This is a genomic window from Streptomyces meridianus (assembly GCF_023703325.1).
GTDB lineage: Bacteria > Actinomycetota > Actinomycetes > Streptomycetales > Streptomycetaceae > Streptomyces > Streptomyces meridianus.
Genome location: NZ_JAMQGM010000046.1, coordinates 1 through 16,475 on the forward strand (window position 1 = coordinate 1; position 16,475 = coordinate 16,475).

Annotated in this window: 15 protein-coding genes; 4 read left to right on the top strand and 11 right to left on the bottom strand. The window is 73.9% G+C overall.

Features of this window, described 5'->3' with window-relative positions; all coding sequences use genetic code 11:
* Positions 1-956 (bottom strand): four-carbon acid sugar kinase family protein (locus M1E25_RS20760; protein ID WP_251417933.1); only part of this gene is annotated, 956 nt, incomplete at its 3' end.
* Between the two features lie 191 nt (positions 957-1,147).
* Between M1E25_RS20760 and M1E25_RS20765 the strand changes: the two genes are divergently transcribed.
* Both M1E25_RS20765 and fdhF read left to right on the top strand, forming a co-directional pair.
* Entirely contained in the window at positions 1,148-2,833 is a 1,686-nt protein-coding gene (locus M1E25_RS20765) for an NAD(P)H-dependent oxidoreductase subunit E (RefSeq protein WP_251417934.1), read from the top strand.
* Positions 2,834-2,838: 5 nt separating this feature from the next.
* Positions 2,839-5,580, top strand: a complete 2,742-nt coding sequence (fdhF, locus tag M1E25_RS20770) for a formate dehydrogenase subunit alpha (protein ID WP_251418100.1) — start codon at positions 2,839-2,841, stop codon at positions 5,578-5,580.
* A gap of 72 nt (positions 5,581-5,652) precedes the next feature.
* Here the strand turns inward: fdhF and M1E25_RS20775 are convergent, their stop codons facing one another.
* The 9 genes from M1E25_RS20775 to M1E25_RS20815 are packed head-to-tail and all read right to left on the bottom strand — an operon-like array spanning position 5,653 to position 13,473.
* A complete protein-coding gene (locus tag M1E25_RS20775; RefSeq protein WP_251417936.1) occupies positions 5,653-6,273 on the bottom strand; it encodes a V-type ATP synthase subunit D in 621 nt (206 codons plus the stop codon).
* A complete protein-coding gene (locus M1E25_RS20780) occupies positions 6,270-7,691 on the bottom strand; it encodes a V-type ATP synthase subunit B (RefSeq protein WP_251417938.1) in 1,422 nt (473 codons plus the stop codon). Before M1E25_RS20780 ends, M1E25_RS20775 begins: the two co-directional genes overlap by 4 nt.
* Positions 7,688-9,454: a V-type ATP synthase subunit A gene (locus M1E25_RS20785; RefSeq protein WP_251417940.1), complete on the bottom strand. Its 1,767-nt coding sequence runs from the start codon at positions 9,452-9,454 to the stop codon at positions 7,688-7,690. Before M1E25_RS20785 ends, M1E25_RS20780 begins: the two co-directional genes overlap by 4 nt.
* On the bottom strand, positions 9,451-9,981 hold the full coding sequence (locus M1E25_RS20790) for a hypothetical protein (RefSeq protein WP_251417941.1): 531 nt from the start codon (positions 9,979-9,981) through the stop codon (positions 9,451-9,453). The genes M1E25_RS20785 and M1E25_RS20790 overlap by 4 nt, the downstream gene beginning before the upstream one ends.
* On the bottom strand, positions 9,978-10,205 hold the full coding sequence (locus M1E25_RS20795) for a hypothetical protein (RefSeq protein ID WP_251417943.1): 228 nt from the start codon (positions 10,203-10,205) through the stop codon (positions 9,978-9,980). The genes M1E25_RS20790 and M1E25_RS20795 overlap by 4 nt, the downstream gene beginning before the upstream one ends.
* Positions 10,202-10,621: an ATP synthase subunit C gene (locus M1E25_RS20800; protein WP_251417945.1), complete on the bottom strand. Its 420-nt coding sequence runs from the start codon at positions 10,619-10,621 to the stop codon at positions 10,202-10,204. Before M1E25_RS20800 ends, M1E25_RS20795 begins: the two co-directional genes overlap by 4 nt.
* Positions 10,618-12,042 carry a V-type ATPase 116kDa subunit family protein gene (locus tag M1E25_RS20805; RefSeq protein WP_251417947.1) on the bottom strand — a complete coding sequence of 475 codons (1,425 nt, stop codon included), beginning with the start codon at positions 12,040-12,042 and terminating at the stop codon, positions 10,618-10,620. The genes M1E25_RS20800 and M1E25_RS20805 overlap by 4 nt, the downstream gene beginning before the upstream one ends.
* Entirely contained in the window at positions 12,029-12,961 is a 933-nt protein-coding gene (locus M1E25_RS20810) for a hypothetical protein (RefSeq protein ID WP_251417949.1), read from the bottom strand. The genes M1E25_RS20805 and M1E25_RS20810 overlap by 14 nt, the downstream gene beginning before the upstream one ends.
* On the bottom strand, positions 12,958-13,473 hold the full coding sequence (locus M1E25_RS20815; RefSeq protein WP_251417951.1) for an ATP synthase subunit B family protein: 516 nt from the start codon (positions 13,471-13,473) through the stop codon (positions 12,958-12,960). Before M1E25_RS20815 ends, M1E25_RS20810 begins: the two co-directional genes overlap by 4 nt.
* A 168-nt stretch (positions 13,474-13,641) precedes the next feature.
* Between M1E25_RS20815 and M1E25_RS20820 the strand changes: the two genes are divergently transcribed.
* Positions 13,642-14,496 (top strand): CBS domain-containing protein, encoded by an 855-nt coding sequence (locus M1E25_RS20820; protein ID WP_251417953.1) that lies wholly within the window; start codon positions 13,642-13,644, stop codon positions 14,494-14,496.
* A 295-nt stretch (positions 14,497-14,791) separates the two neighbouring features.
* On the top strand, positions 14,792-15,121 hold the full coding sequence (locus M1E25_RS20825; protein ID WP_251417955.1) for an STAS domain-containing protein: 330 nt from the start codon (positions 14,792-14,794) through the stop codon (positions 15,119-15,121).
* A 97-nt stretch (positions 15,122-15,218) separates the two neighbouring features.
* Here the strand turns inward: M1E25_RS20825 and M1E25_RS20830 are convergent, their stop codons facing one another.
* A complete protein-coding gene (locus M1E25_RS20830; protein ID WP_251417957.1) occupies positions 15,219-16,424 on the bottom strand; it encodes an MFS transporter in 1,206 nt (401 codons plus the stop codon).
* Positions 16,425-16,475 lie beyond the last annotated feature (51 nt).

Sequence of the window (16,475 nt, forward strand, 5' to 3'; positions counted from 1 at the left end):
GCGCCGGGGTCCCGCACGGCGCACGGGGCGACCCGCACGCCGACCACGCCGGCGCCGGCGTCGGCCGCCGCCCGCACCTCGCGCAGGATGCGGCGGGGCTCGGGGGCGGGCTCCGACGGGTCGACGGTGACCCAGCGGGCGCCGAGTACCGCTTCGCTCCGGGTGAGTTGCTCATGGGTGGCCTCGGTGGCGCTGCCCACGATCGCGAGGACCGGGGCGGGCGCGGTGCCTGCGGGCCGGATCCCGAGTTCCGCAGCGAGGGCAGCGCCGAAGGGACCGGAGTCCAGGGTGATCCACCGGATTCCGTCCTCGGCGGCGGTGCGGGCCGCGGCGGCCGCGATGGTGCGCAGGTGGGCGTTCTCGGTGGCGTCGCAGATCAGGACGTCGGCCGGGTGACGCAGGCGCTGCACGACGGCGTCGGGCCCGTCCTCGACGACGTCCAGCGGGATTTCTGCAGTGGTCAGGGCGCTCTGCTCGGCGATGACGGCCGCGATCCGGGAGTGCCGCACCGGGTCGAACGGGTCGTGCGCGACGGGGGTTCGCGTCAGCGGTACCCCGTCCACGAGGTGGAGGCCTCCGACGGTGGTGCGGCCCGCGTCGGGGAAGGCCGGAACGGCCAGGACGCGCACGGGGACCGAGGGCTGCCGGGCGGTCAGGGCATCGACGACGGCGTCGAGTTCGCGACCGGGATTGCCCCGCAGGGTGGTGTCGACCCGCTTGACGACCAGGGGGACGCCGTCGGCCGGTTCGGCAACTGCGCGGACGGCCGCGTAGCCGTCGGCGGGCCGGAAGTGACGGGAGCCGGTGTTGACGACGAGCACGTCCGCCTCGGCGGCGTACCGCGGCACCTGCGCCGGATCGCTGACGGTGACGGTGCGCAGGCCGAGACGGGCGAAGAGCGCACCGGTGGCGTTGCTGCCCGTGAGGTCGTCGGCGACGACGAACACCTGGGCCACCCGGCCTCCCGTCCCGTGCGTGCCCGCCACCTCGACTCGACTGGTTCGCGCAACTCTTGCTGCGCGGTTCACTCACTGAGCCTGCTGGCGACCGGGAGAGCCTGTCAAGGGTCCGGGCCGGAGCCCGGTTCGCGCGCACCCGGGGGCAGCGAGCAGATGCGTCCGGAAGGGGACCGGGCCACGATGAGTGCATGAACGCCGACGGCTCGGAGCCCCGCTTCGATGCGTTCCGGGCTCTCGCGGAGCGCCGCGGCCGCCCCGGCACCCGGCTCATCGAGGCCCTGAAGGAGTCCGGGCCGGGGCCGTTGGAGGAGGCCGGAGGCCGGGCACGGGCGGTGGCCTCCCGCTGGCGGCTGCCCGCTGCGGCCGCGCTCGGGCCGGCGAGCTATTTCGCCGACCTGTCGGTCCCACCGGGGCGACGCCGGATACGGCTGTGCACCGCCGCGGCCTGTTTCGCCGCCACAGGCGGGCGGCACGTGCGCGAGACCGAGGAGCGTCTCGGCGTCACCTGCGACTCCGCGACCCCTGACGGAGCGACCTCATTGCAGGCCGTGCGCTGTCTCGGCTACTGCTATGCCGCTCCGGCGGCGCTCGACGGCGGTACGCCGTGCACCGGCCCCGAGCTGGCCGGCCGGCTCGCCGGTGGCGGCGCCCCGGCCGCGCCGGATATCCCCGCGGCGGACGCCACCGGCGATCCCGTCCTCCTCGGCCGGATCGTGAACGGCGGGCCCGCCTGGCAGGTCTGGCCCGGGACCGTCACCGGCGCCGCCGCCGACCGGGTGCTCGCCGAGGTGGCGGCCTCGGGGCTCAGGGGCCGCGGCGGTGCCGGTTTCGAGGTCGCCGCCAAGTGGCGGGCCACCGGCCGGGGCCCGGGGACGGTGGTGGTGGCCAACGGGGACGAGGGCGACCCCGGATCCTACGCCGACCGGCTGCTGATGGAGGAGGATCCCGAACTCGTGCTGGAGGGGCTGGCGCTGGCCTGCTTCGCGTGCGGGGCAGAGCGGGGGATCGTCCTGGTGCGGTCCGAGTATCCGCGGGCGGCGGCGCGCATGCGGGAGGCCGTCGTCCGGGCGTACGACGCTGGTCACTTCGGGCCGTCGGTGCATGCCACCGGGACCTCCCTGGAGGTGGCTGTGGCCGAGGGCGCCGGGTCCTACGTGACCGGCGAGGAGACCGCCCTCATCGCAAGCCTGGAAGGCGGCCGCGGATGCGCCCGGCCACGTCCGCCGTACCCCACGCGGCACGGCCTGTGGGACGCGCCGACCGTGGTCAACAACGTGGAGACGCTGGCGGCCGTGCCGTGGATCGTCCGCCGCGGCGGTGCGGCCTACGCCCGCCGGGGGACCCCGCGGGAGACCGGCACCAAGATCGTCTGCCTCTCCGAGGGGTTCGCCCGGCCCGGCGCGTACGAGATCGAGCTCGGCACGCCGGTCGAGCGGATCACCGCCGGGCTGGGCGGGGGGATGCGCGACGGCAGACGGGCCGCCGTGCTCCAGATCGGCGGGCCGCTCGGCGGTTTCCTGGCCGCGGATGCCCTCGACGTCCCCCTCGCGCAGGAGGCGCTGGCGCGGCGCGGGGCGTCCCTCGGGCACGCCGGCCTGGTCGCCTTCGACGAACGCCTTGATCCGGTGGCGGTGCTGCGGCACGTCTGGGAGTTCGCCGCCGCGGAGAGCTGCGGAGCATGTTCGCCCTGCCGGGTCGGTTCGCGTCGCGGCCTGGAACTGGTGTCGGGGCGGGCCCGGGATACGGCGGAGTACCGCCGTCTGCTGCGGCTGCTGTCCGAGGCCAGTCTGTGCGCGTTCGGCCGCGGAATTCCCGGCGCGGTGCTGAGTCTGGCCCGGGCCTACGGCGTCCGGCTCGCGGGGTGGGACGGTTGAGCCCGGTGCGGCTCGAGGTCGACGGGCGCCCGGTCGACGTGGCCGAGGGCTCGTCACTGCTGGCGGCCGTCGAGGCCGCCGGGGTGCGGCTGCCCACGCTGTGCCACGACGACCGGCTGACGCCGTCCGGCTCCTGCCGCACCTGCCTGGTCCGTGCCGACGGCCGGGTCGCCGCAGCCTGCGTCACTCCTGCGACGGCCGGCGGCACGGTCGAGACAGGCGGCGAGGACATCGCCGCGCTGCGCCGCGACGCCGTGGAGATCATCGTCTCCGCGCTCCCGCCCGGTGCGGTCGACGGCACCGGCAGCGAACTGGCCCGGCTCTGCGCCTCGTTGGACATCCGGCCGGGGACGGCGGCCGGCACGCCCGGCCGGGGCCGCGACACCTCTCACCCGTTCGTGCACCTCGACGCGGACCTGTGCATCGCCTGCGGGCGCTGCGTGCGGATGTGCTCCGAAGTGCAGGGCACCTTCGCGCTCACCCTGACCGGCAGAGGGGCGGACACCGTCGTCGCGCCCGGCACCGGGGGGCTCTGGGCGGAGTCGGACTGCGTCGCCTGCGGGGGCTGCGTCGACACCTGCCCCACCGGGGCGATCACCGAGCCGGGCCCCGGGAGCGGGCTCACCTCCGCCACACCCCGCGCGGCGCGGCCCGACACCGTCCGGACCCGGACCACGTGCGGCTACTGCGGCGTGGGCTGCACCCTGGAGGCCGTCACCCGGGACGGGGAGCTCACCGCGGTGCTGCCGGCCCGCGACGGCCCGGTGAACCGGGGCCACGCCTGCGTCAAGGGCCGCTTCGCCCACGGTTTCCTCGTCTCGCCGGAGCGGCTGACCGAACCCCTGGTGCGCCGGAACGGCCGACTGGAACCGGTGAGCTGGGACGAGGCTCTGCGCCGGGTCGCCGACGGGGTCCGGCAGGCGGTCGCAGAAGGCGGCCCGGACGCCGTGGCGGCCATTTCCTCCGCCCGTGCCACCAACGAGGAGAACTATCTGGTGCAGAAGTTCCTCCGGGTCGTGATCGGCACCAACAACGTGGACAACTGCTCACGGCTGTGCCACTCGCCCTCCGCCGCCGGGCTGACCGCGGCCTTCGGACACTCCGGCGGCACTGATTCCTTCGACGACCTCGAACGTGCCGACTGCCTGCTCGTGGTCGGCGCCAATCCGGCCGAGGCCCATCCGGTGGTGGGAGCGCGCCTGCTGCAACGCGTCCTGCACGGGGGCGCTCGGCTGGTGGTCGCCGACCCGCGCGCGGTGGGTCTGGCGCAACACGCGGACGTCCATCTGCGTCCGCGGCCGGGCACGAACGTCGCCCTCTGTCACGGCCTCGCCCATGTGCTGCTGGCCGAGGGCCTGGCCGACGAGGAGTTCCTGACGCACCGCGCGAAGGGGCTGCCGGAGCTGGCATCGCTGCTGGAGGACTACCGGCCGGACCGGGTCTTCGAGCTGACCGGCGTTCCGGCCGGCGAACTGGTCTCCGCCGCCCGGATCTACGGACGCGCGCGGCGGCCCGCCATCGTCTACGGGCTCGGCGTCACCGAGCACCTCCACGGAACCGACGGCGTGCGCGCGCTGGCGAACCTGGCGATCCTGTGCGGCGCGGTGGGAACCGACCACGGCTGCGGGGTGATTCCGCTGCGCGGCCAGAACAACGTCCAGGGCGCGTCGGACATGGGAGCCCTGCCCGACTTCCTGCCCGGCTACGGCAGGGTGGCGGATCCCGGCGCGCGTTCACGGGCGGAAGAAGTGTGGGGCGCCTCCCTCCCGGAGCGGCCGGGACTGCGCATCCCTGAGATGTTCGCGGGCGCCCGGGCGGGGACCGTGCGGGCGCTGTGGATCATCGGCGAGGACGTGTGCGCCACGGACCCCGACAGCAACCGGGTCGCCGAGGCCCTGGACGTCTGTCCGCTCGTCGTCTGCAACGAACTGTTCCTGTCCGGCACCGCCCGCCGTGCCGACGTGGTGCTGCCGGCCGCTTCGTGGCTGGAGAAGGACGGTTCGTTCGTCAACTTCGACCGCCGTTTCCAGCGGGTGCGGCCCGCGCTGAGCCCGCCCGGGAGCGCACGGAGCGACTTCGACATCCTGCACGCAGTGGCCCGGGCGCTGGGAGCCGACCTCGGCTGCCCCGCTCCGGCCGACGCGCTCGAGGAGTGCGGCCGGACCGCCCCCGTGTTCGCGGGCGTCTCCCACACCAGGCTGGACCGGGAGGGGGCCGTCCCGTGGCCCTGCCCGGACCCGGGCCGCCCGGGAGAGGCCAAGTTGTACCGGGAGAGTTTCGCCACACCCGACGGACGCGCGCATCTGGCCGCCGTGCCCTATCTGCCGCCCGGTGAGCAGCCGGACGACGACTATCCGCTGGTTCTGGTGACCGGCCGGCGCTGGGCGCACTACAACTCCGGCAGCATGACACGGCGCAGCGGCAACCTGGAGCTGGCATCCACCGACTGGCTCGACCTGCACCCGGACGACGCCGCCAGGTACGGGGTGGGCGACGGCCGGCCGGTCGTCGTGGAGAGCCGGCACGGCCGGGCCCGGCTCATCGCCCGGATCGGGCACGAAGTGTCGCCGGGAGAGGTGTTCTGCGCGTTCCACTTCCCGGCGAGCGGGGTCAACCGCCTCACCTCCGGGCACGCGGACACGGTCACGTCCTGCCCCGAGTACAAGGTCACGGCCGTGCACGTCGCGCCCGCTCTCCCGGACTCCGCCGATACGGCAGGCACGCACGGCCGCCGGGGAGGACGGTGAACCGGCACCCGGCCCCGGCCGATGCCGCCGAAGGAGCGGACCCGGGGACATCGGTCCGCCGCTGCTTCAGGGTCACCCACCGGACGGCGGAGCCGCCCACCTCCGCCGTACGACGTCCTCGTGCTCCGCCTGCTCCAGTGCGAGGTCAACCCGCTCGAGCGCCTGCTCCAGGCGGGGAATCCAGTGCCGGCGAAGGGCACGCACGCGTCGACGGGTGCTCAGCACCGCGTCTCCGACGGCGCGGGCCGCGGACCGCGCAGCCGCGTACTCACCCGCCGCACGCAGCACTTCGCGGTAGGCACCCTCGGCGTGCACCAGTGCCGTGTTCCCGTAGACGGCGGTGCCGGCTGCCCGCTCCGGCACTGTGCAGGAGAACCCGGACGGATGGCGCACGCCCATCGTGGCCGACCGGCCCACGGCGACCACGGCCGGGCCGACGCCGTCCTGCGCCGCCTCCAAGGAACGCTCGCCGCCCAGTACCACTGCGCGCCTCAGCCAGGTCTCGGCCTCCGACACGCGTTCCTCCCAGGTCCGCGACGCGTCCTCGGCGGCGCGCAGCAGACGCCGGTGGTCGGCATGCAGGATGTGCAGTTTGCGCTCCAGGAGGCCGGCGCCGCGCAGGGCCGTGTCCAGGCTCCGGCGAAGGCGCAGCCGTCCGGCCCGCCCGGGCGGCACCCGGCTCTGCGCGGTCATCCGCCGGCCTCCCGGACGCCGCCCGCGGCCGGGTCCTCACGTGCGCCGCGGGCATCGAGAAGTTCGTCGGGCAGCATGGTCAACTGGCTGCGGGGCAGGGTGAGCAGGACCCGCCAGGCACGCTCGAGGGTGTCCTCCAGCCGGCGCATGCGGTCTCGGGGCTGGTCGACGAAATCACGGAGGAATGCCTCGTCGAAGGCGAGGTAGCCGCGGTCGGCCTGGCTCAGCGCGTCCTCACCGACCAGATCTGCCAGTTCCCGCACCTGCCGCGCCCGGGCCAGGCTCGCCAGGAGCTGCGCCGCGACGGGAAGATGGTCTGCTCTGGTGCGGCCGGGCCCGGCGCCCCTGCGCATCAGGCGGGACAAGGAGGAAAGCGCGTCCACGGGCGGGTGCACTCCCAGCGCGTGCGTCCGCCGGGACAGCACGATCTGCCCCTCCGTGATGTAGCCGGTCAGGTCGGGAACCGGATGGGTGATGTCGTACGCGGGCATGGTGAGGACGGGCAGGACCGTGACGGATCCCGGCCGTCCGCGGATCCGTCCGCACCGCTCGTAGAGCGAGGCGAGGTCGCTGTACAGGTAGCCGGGATATGCGCGGCGGGCCGGGATCTCCCCACGCTCGGCCGACACCTCGCGCAGCGCCTCGGCGTAACTGGTCATGTCGGTCATCACCACGAGTACGTGGCGGCCCCCGGTGAAGGCGAGGTCCTCCGCGACCGTGAGCGCGATACGCGGGGTCAGGAGCCGTTCGATGACGGGGTCGTCCGCGGTGTTGAGCAGCAGCACCAGTTCACCTGCGGCGGACCGTTCGTCGAGTGCGTCCCGGACGAAAGCGGCTTCCGGGTGGGTGAGCCCCATGCCTGCGAAGACGACACTGAACGCCTCGCCGCCGGCGGTCGACTGGGCGGCGATCTGCGCGGCCAACTCCAGATGGGGCAGACCTGCGGCGGAGAAGACCGGCAGTTTCTGTCCTCGCACCAGGGTCGTCAGCGCGTCGACCGCGCCGACTCCGGTGAGCACCGGTTCGGACGGAGGCTGCCGGTGCAGGGGGTTGAGGGGGGTGCCCCCGACCGGAGCCCGGGCCCTGCCGAACACCGGTGGCCCGCCGTCGATCGGGTCGCCCCGGCCGTTGCAGACCCTGCCCAGCCACCCGGAACCGACCGGAATGTGCAACGGCTCGCCGGCGAACGCCACCCGCAGCCCGTCCGGATCCATTCCCCAGGTGTCCTCCAGGATCTGGACCAGAACGAGGTCACGGTCCACCTCCAGAACCAGACCGTGCCGCCGCTCGCCGGAGGGGAGGGTGATCCTCGCGAACTCGTCCCACCCCACGCCCGACACGCCGTCCACCACGGCCAGTGGTCCGCGCAACTCCCGCACGGCCGTGAACTCGATGTCCCCCCACACGGTCGCGCTCACCGGGGCTCCCCGAGCCCGGACAGCACGACATCCCGCAGTTCGGGCACCGCCGCCGCGTCGAGCGGACCCGTCTGCTCGCGGGCCCGCAGGACCGGTCCGAAATCCGCTTCCTCGACGGTCTCCACCGGCACGCCGGAGGCCACGAGAGCCCGGCAGCGTTCCACGACCGCGAGCACCGCATCGGCCAGCGCAGCCGTCCTGTCCGCTCCGCAATGGGCATCGCGCGGCGACAGCGCACTCTGCTGGAGCACGCCTTCCCGGACCAGCCGGCCGGCGAGCACGCTGATCCGCTCCTGCGCGGGCAGAGCGGTGATCCCCACCAGATCGACAAGGTCGGCCAGCCGGTCCGCCTCGGCCAGCAGCAGGGCGATCCGCGAGCGCCGCTCGGCCCACGCCGGGTCTCCTGAGGCGCGTCGGTGGGCGCCCACCGACACCGCGTCCCTGGAGAACGATCCTGCCCAGGAGATCGCCGGGTAGTGGCGTGCGTACGCCAGGTCGCGGTCCAGGGACCACCGGCAGCGCACGAACCGTTCGGTGTGGGCGGTCACCGGCTCGGTCATGTCCCCGCCAGGTGGGGAAACCGCGCCGATCACGGTGACCGAGCCCCGTGTCCCGCCCAACGTGATCACCGATCCGGCCCGCTCGTAGAAGGCAGCGATCTCCGAGGCGAGGCCGGCCGGATAGCCCTCCTCCGCCGGAAGGGCGCCGGTACGGGAGGCGAACTCCCGCAGCGCCTCGGCCCAGCGCGACGTGGAGTCGGCTATGAGCACGACGTGCAGCCCCATGTCCCGGAAGTACTCGGCCACGGTGGCACCCGTGTGGATGCTCGCCTCCCGGGCCATCATCGGCATGTTCGAGGTGTTGGCGACGGTCACGGTCCGGTCGGCGAGGCGCCCACCGGTGCGCGGGTCCTCCAGTTCGGCGAAGTCGGAGATCACATCGGCCATCTCGTTGCCGCGCTCCCCGCAGCCCACGTAGACGATGACGTCCGCGTCGCTCCATTTGGCGATCTGCTGCAACAGCACGGTCTTGCCCGTACCGAACCCTCCCGGAACCGCGACGGTCCCTCCCCGCGCGACCGGGAAGAGCAGGTCGATCGCACGCTGCCCGGTGTTCAGGGGCTCCGGATCGTCGACGCGCTCGCGCACCGGACGGGGCCGCCGGACCGGCCAGCTGTCCGTGATGCGGACCTCGTGCCCGCCGACCCGTGCCACGGCCGTGTCCTGCGCATACACCCCTTCCTTGGCGACCCACTCCACGACACCACCTCGTCCCGGTGGGACCAGGACCTGTGCGCGGACCGGACCGCCGGTGCGGACCTCGCCGACGGCGGCACCCTCGCCGATCCGCGCACCCGCGCTCACCGCCGGAGTGAACGGCCGGCCACGCTCGGCCGATCGCCCGCCGAATGATCCGGCGCCGAGCCGTTCCCCGCCTTCGGACAACGGTCGCAACAGCCCGTCGAAGACCCCGCCGAGCAGTCCCGGACCGAGCCGGGCCGAGAGCGGTTCGCCGAGGGGCCGCGCGGGATCTCCGGGAACGAGGCCCCCGGTGTACTCGTAGGCCTGGATCGTGACGACGTCGTTCCTCACGGACACGACCTCTCCCGGAACCGCGGCCCGGCCGAGCAGGACCAGGTCGTTCATCGCGGTTGCCCCACGGTGCTCCGTCTCGACCAGCGGGCCCGCCACCCGCAGGATCCGCGGGAGCGGGAAGTCGCCGCCGCAGGGCCCGGAACGGGAGGCACCGGGGTCCGGGCTCACGGTGCCCACAGTGTCTCGGCCTCCGCCCCGAACCGTGCCAGGGCGCGGTCGGCGAGCGCCTCGGGCGAGTAGTCCACGCATCTGCCCTCGGCCCTGGCGATCAGCCCTCCGCCGGGGGGCTCGGCCACCTCGGCGTCCGGCCCGAGAAGCCGGCGCGCGCGGCGCGCCATTGTGATCCCGGCAGGGTTTCCGTTCCCGGTCCCGGCCATCAGCTCCCGCAGTCGCCGGACTGTACGGGCCCGCAGTTCGTCATAGGCAGCCCCCCGCTCGTGCAATCCGCGTTCCCGGGCCGTCCTGCGCGCTCGGGCCAGCGAGGCGCGGGCGGCGTCGGCGCCCTCCGCCTCGCCGGCGCGGCGTGCCTCGGCCAGGATCGTCTCCGCCTCCTCGTCTCCACGGCGCAGCAGGTCATCGGCCTCCCGGTCGGCCAGGGCGAGTGCGGCCTCCGCATCCGCGCGGGCGGCCCGGAGCAGCTGGGCCCGGGCCGGCTCGAGCGCGGAGGCGACCCTCTCCGGGGGCGGGTTCCTCATGACGGCAGCACCGCCACGAGCGGCCGGTCGCCGTCCCGCTGGGCGGGGCTGAGTGCCCGGGCTGCAGCCGGGGTGACGACGACCAGCTCGATCGAGCCCGGCAGGTCCGCCCAGGCGGTCCTGACGGCTTCGGGGTCCTCCGCGACGCACACCTTCACGCCGGTGAGACCGAACCCGGCCACGCGCACCTGTTCGCCGATGGCAGCCGCGCTTCCCACTGTCATGCCTTTCCGATCAGGAGGACCGCGACGACCAGGCCGTAGATGGCGATGCCCTCGGCAAGGCCGACGACGGCTATGGCGCGGCCGAACAGCTCGGGACGTTCGCTGAGCGCCGCCAGGGCTGCGGCGCCGGTGTACGCGACTGCGATCGAGGCCCCCAGGGAGGACGCCCCGACCGAGATCGCGGCCCCGATCAGGGCGGCGGTGTTCGATCCCTGGTCCTGGGCGGCAGCTGTGGTCGCCGCCTGCGCCGGTCCGCCGCTGAGCACAACGGTCATCAGGACGATCGAGCCCAGGAGCAGAAGCAGGTCGGCAGCGATCATGAAACGCACGACGCCCCGCCCGGACCGGCGCATCAGCGCCCGGGTGCCGTAGAAGACCAGCGCGATGAGCGGGAGAACGATGAGCCAGGTGATCACGTCGCCACCTCCGTGTGCCGAACGGGCAGGTCCCAGGGACGGAACGGACGGCCCTGGTCCTCGAACACCCTGGAGAACAGCTCGTAGTACTCCAGTCGCAGTGCCTGCACCCCGGCCACCAGGGCCGAGATGGCGAAGGCAAGGGCGTTGCCCGCGACGAGGACCACGACGGCGGCCGCCCATGCGGCGCCGCCCCGGTCGGCCAGGGCCGTGGTGCCGCGCCACACGATGTCGCCGAGGGCGGCGTGGGTGAGTCCGAAGGCGGCCAGCCGTGCGAAGGAGACGGTGTTGGAGACGGTGCGCACCAGCCCTTCGATCAGCCGCACCGCTGCTTGGGCGGCTCCGCCCACCCCGCCGCCCGTGGCCGCGAAGAGTCCGGTCACGGTCAGCAGCAGCCCCGTGAACACGATCGCCGCGCCCGCGATCGCGTAACCTGCCTGCCCCAGCTGCGCTGCGCCGGCGAGCACCGCGATTCCGAGGAAGAGCACCGCACCGGCGATCCCCGACGTCGCGTACAGGGCGTTGACGGCACCGCCCTCACGCCAGCGGTTCACGATGCCCGCCCCGTAGGCCAGGCTCAGCAGCCCCGCACCGACGACGACGGTGGAGGCGAGCAGCCGCAGGGGGTCGGTCAGCGGGTCGAGCCAGAGAACGGGGAACAGCCCGGTCGGGCCGAAGAACTCGCCGTAGGCGGAACCGGCGACCACGCTCGCGAGCCCGGCCCCGGCCACGAGGGGCCAGAGCGGGTGCAGGGCGGGCAGTCGGCGCGGGCGGCCGAGTCGCAGAGCCACACCCGCGAGCAGCAGCAGCGCTCCCTGTCCCACGTCGCCGAACATCATGCCGAACATGACGACGTAGACGATGCCTGCCGGCAGGGACGGATCGAGGTCTTCGTAGGGGACGGTGCCGTAAGTGCGCAGCAGGGGGCCGCACGAACGGTGCAGCGCGCCGTGCGAGGCCAGGAGGGTGGGCGGCTCGACGCCCCGCGGTCTGCGCAGTGGCACCAGCGCGCCCCCGGCACCGGCGAGGCGCCGCGCGGTCGACCGGACCTCGGAGGCCGGGCACCATCCGGCAAGTGCCACACAGGTGCCGCGCCGGACCGCCCTGTCCATCCGCTCCTCGAGCTCTGCTTCGCCGGCCAGCAGGTCGGTTCGGCCGGCTCGCTCGAGAGCGTCCAGGTCCGGCGTTCCGACGCTGAGCGCGGCGCTCACCTGTTCGAGAGCATCGGGCCGGGCCCCGTGCGAGCGTCGCAGCCGATGGGCCGCCGACCCCGGTGCACCCCCATGGCCCCGGTCGTCCGGATGGTCGATCTCGACGCAGCCGGCCTCGGCAAGGCGTACGAGTGTCTGGCGCAGCACCTCGCGGGGAGCGACGACCGCCACCCGCTGCATGCGCACGGGAGCCATGTCAGCGCGGGGCATCGGACCACTCCGTCGAACCGCCGCCCCGCGCCGCTTCCTCCAGGGCTCCCCGCATACGCCAGGCGTCCGCGGAGAGCACGGCGACGGCGCCCACAACGGGGGCGGAGGTCACACCCGGCCCCCGCAGCAGGGCGCTGCCGTCTGCTTCGATCCGCTCCCACCACCGGCCCTCCGCCTGCCACAGCTGGGCCGGTTCCACGATCCCGGCCACGACCCAGTGCGCGGTGGCCGGCAGCCGGTCCCGGAAGTCCGCGAAGGTGTCTGCTGCGGTCGCACCTGCCCCGAGCAGGTCTGCCGCGCGTCCGGCCACCGGCTGGGACGGCCGACGGCCGACGACGAACATCTCGCGTGCGGCGATCAGGGCGGCGCGGCCCGCCGCCCAGCGCAGGGCTTCGGGAACGACGGCTGCGAGCCGCGCGGCGGCGCTGATCCGCATCCCGACCGCCACGGCCGCGGGCGACGAGCCCCCCGGGTCGCCCCATGCGGAAGCCGTGAGCGCCGCTCTGAGTTGGGACGGTGAGGCCGTCTGCGACAGACGACGCCAGGCGGTGGCCAGTGAGCCGAGCCGGTAGGGCGGACGGAGGTGCTCCGGTCTGCTGCCCGACAGTGCGCGCAGGTGCTCCTCGGTGTTGGCGATCTCGAAACCCGCGGCGAACAGGCGCAGTGCCTCCGCGCCCCTGTGCGGCTGCCAGCCGGCGAGCACCCGCAGGTGCCACAGCAACGTCGCGGCGACCGCCCTCTGAGCCCCGGCCAGGGATGCGGCGGGGTCGAGGTCACGTCGGTAGGCGGTGCGGCGCAGACGACGCAGGGCCTCCTCCAGCGAGATCGAGGACGCGACCTCGCGGAGTTCCTCGGCTCCCGCGCACCGGGTCACGACGGCCCGGGCCCGTGTGGCACCGGCGACCCACCGAGCGCTCATGGTGTGCTCCCCTCACCGGTCCCGACGCGCGTTGCGCCCTCCGTTCCGCCACGGGGTACCGCCGAGTCCGCGGAACCCCCTTCGTCGTGGTCCTCCAAGGCCATTGCCGCGATCCTGTCGACGAGAGCGGGCATTCTGGTGCTCGCCCGGTGACGAACCGTTGCTGCTTCGTGCCCGGCGGACTCGACGAGCCGCGCCGCTTCGTCCTCGGCCTCGCGGCGCATACGGGCGGCGCTCTCCTCCCGGAGCACGCCGGCGTGTTCCCGTGCCCGCAGCACCGTCTCCCGGGCCTGCTCCCGGGCCTCCTCGCGCCGGCGTCCCGCCTCGTGTGCCGCACGCTCGCGGATGTTCCGGGCCTGTTCCTCGGCCCCGGCGAGCAGGGAGAGCGGCTGCTCGAGTTCCGCCGCGAGCTCGGCGGAACGGTCGGGGGGGACGGCGGGCGGCACGCGGCCAGGAGCACCCGTGCGCCGGAAACGCATCAGGAAGTCCAGCAATCGTGGGAATCGCACCATGACGCTCCCCTCATGGTCGGTCTCCGGTTCAAGTGTCCCCATCCGGCCTGCCCGTGTCGCGTCGGCGCCGCGGAGGGGGCCACCGCGGCCCCGGGCTCCGGCGACACCGATCGAGAATGGGTGCAAACTGGCCGAGTAGGGCCCAGTCGTGATTCTCCGGAGAGTGCCGTGAGCGACTTCGAACACCACGCCGCCGGTCAGGAGGCCCGTCGTTCCCTGCCGCACCGCGCCTGGCGCCCCGACGAGGAGCACCGCCAGGAGGCGCTCCAGCGGTATCTGCGCGCGGTCGCCAGCGCGGCCCCGCCCGAGCCTGCGCGGCCGGCGGTATCCGTACCGGAGCAGGAAGTCTCGCCGCCGGAGACGGAACACCCCGCCGGGTCCCCGGAGGCGGCGCCCCGGGTGAGGGATGTCATGACGGTGCCGGCCGTCTCGGTGCCCCGGGACATGGCCTATCTCGACATCGTGCGGACTCTTTCACGGGAGCACCTGAGCGCCGTGCCCGTGGTGGAGGGGGATCAGGTCGTCGGCGTGGTCTCCGAGTCGGACCTGCTCGCGAAGGCTGCCGTCGAGTCCACCGGGCGCCGCAGCCGTCTCGGGCGGCGCCGGGAACACCGCCTGCAGGAGAAGAGCCGCGGGGAGACCGCCGCCACCCTGATGACGTCACCGGCGGTCACCGTCCGGCCCGGCATCCCGGTGGCCGAAGCCGCCTGGACAGCGGCCCGCTCGCGGCTGAAACGGCTACCTGTCACCGACCACCTCGGCCGCCTCGTGGGCGTGGTGAGCCGCCGGGACCTGCTGCGGGCGCTGGTGCGCAATGACGACGACATCCGCCAGGACATCGTGTCCCGGATCCTCCGGGAACATTTCCTCCTTCCCGCCGGCTCGGTCGAAGTCGCCGTCACCAACGGCGTGGTCACCCTCCACGGCAGCGGTCCGGCGCCGGAGGTGGTCCCGGAACTGCTCGATGAGATCCGCAGCATCGACGACGTGGTCGACGTGATCGACAGGACCGTCGGGACCTGACCGTGCGCCAGGAAGCAGCGCGCACTGCCCTCGAAGCCGGCGGCGGCCGGTGGTGCACGTCCGGTCCGGGGGTGGGTACACCGGATAACGGCACCGGAACTGGCCTTGACTCTTGCCGCCGTGCAACCATGGGCGGACGCATGAGGCTTTCCCGGAACCTGCCGGCACCCAGCCGGGCCGGCACCGGGTCATGGGAGCCGTCCATGCCCTGCCCGGGCAGACGGTCCCTCCATCGCGGACGGCCCTGGACGGGCCGTATCCGCTCTGGGCTCGCAACCCCTTTAGGGGGGACACGATGAGTACCTGTATCACCGAAGTACGCGGAAACGCCGCCTTTCTCAGCGTCCACGAGGACATCGACCTGATCACCCGCCCCCGGATCGAGGCAGCCGTAGGGGCACTCCCGGGGTCCGTGACCGAGGTGACGCTCTCCCTGGCCGGCGCCTCGTTCATGGACGTCGCCGGCCTGCGCCTGCTGCACGGACTGCGCGACCGGGCCGCCGGCGGTGACTGCGGCTTCGCCGTCACGGGCCTCGGTTTGCAGCCGACACGCCTGCTGCGGCTGGCGGCGGAGATCGCGCCGGAGGAGCGCTGGGAGGACTTCCTCCCCGCTCCCCTGGCCTGACCCTCCCGGGTCCGGTACGTCCTGCGTGCCGTGCCGCCTGCATCCCGGGGACGCCGCCGCCCCGGGGGATGCGCGGTGCGAGCGCGAGCACCGACTCCTATCGGGCCCGCCGACGTACGGCGGTCGCCGTGAACACGGCGGCGCATCCCGCGGTGATCGCGAGCAGGACGAATCCCCAGGCGAATTCGCCGGTCGCGCTGGAGACGGCGCCCATCACCAGCGGGGGGAAGAACCCGCCCAGCCCTCCGGCCGCGCCCACCACACCGGTGACGGCGCCGACCCGTTCGGCCGCCACCAGACGGGCGACCAGTGCGAACACGGCACCGGAGGCAGCCCCGAGCGCCGCGGCCATGCCGAGGAACGCGATCGTCCCGACCGGCATCAGCGCCGGTTCGGCCGCGGCCAGCAGCGCAAGGCCGGCGACGACGGCGTAGGTGCCCACCAGGACGGGCACGGGATGCACCCGATCGGAAAGCCATCCACCTAACGGACGCATCGCCACGGCAAGGACGACGAAGCCGGCGGTGCGGGTCGCCGCATCCGAGCGACCGAGGTCGTCGGCAGACGTCAGATAGGTGGGCAGGTAGACGCTGAAGGCGACGAACCCGCCGAAGGCCACCGCGTAGAGGAAGGCGAGCTGCCAGGTCGCCGCCGTCCGCAAGGTCCGCCGCGTCCGGGCCACCAGTCCTTCGGCGGTGACGGCGCGTCCGGGCGGGTCGCGCAGCAGGAGCCCTCCGGTGACCGCGTAGACCGCCAGCACCGCCGCGACGAGGTCGAAGGGGAAACTCTCACCGACGGCGTCGGCAAGCCTGACCGTGGTGAAGGAGGCGATCGCCGTCCCGCCGGTGCCGATGCCGAAGATCCCGAGGGCCAGTCCGCGCCGCTCGGGCGGGTACCACGCGTTGACCAGCGGGACACCGATGGCGAACGTGGTTCCGCCCAGCCCCAGGAAGAAGCCGCCCACCAGTACCTGCACGAACGAGTCGGCCAGGTGCCCGAGGTACAGCACGGGCAGGATGGTCAGCGCACACACCAGCGGGAGCATCCGTCGCGCGCCGAGGCGATCCGTCAGGGCCCCGGCCGGGATCCGGCCCAGCGATCCCACGACGACCGGCACGGCCACGACGAGCGACTGCTGGAAAGCGGTCAGGTCCAGGTCCTGACGCAGCGTCGGAGCCAGGGGCGCCAGCAGCGCCCAGGCCCAGAACGCGACGGCGAAGCCGCTCGTCGCCAGGGTGAGCATCAGGCTCCGACGCACGGACGTCGGCGCGTGTTCCGTCATCGGCACCGGACGGGTCGTCATTTCCTGCCCCGCGAGGCGGGCGGAACGACGATCCCGACAAAGCACGCCGAA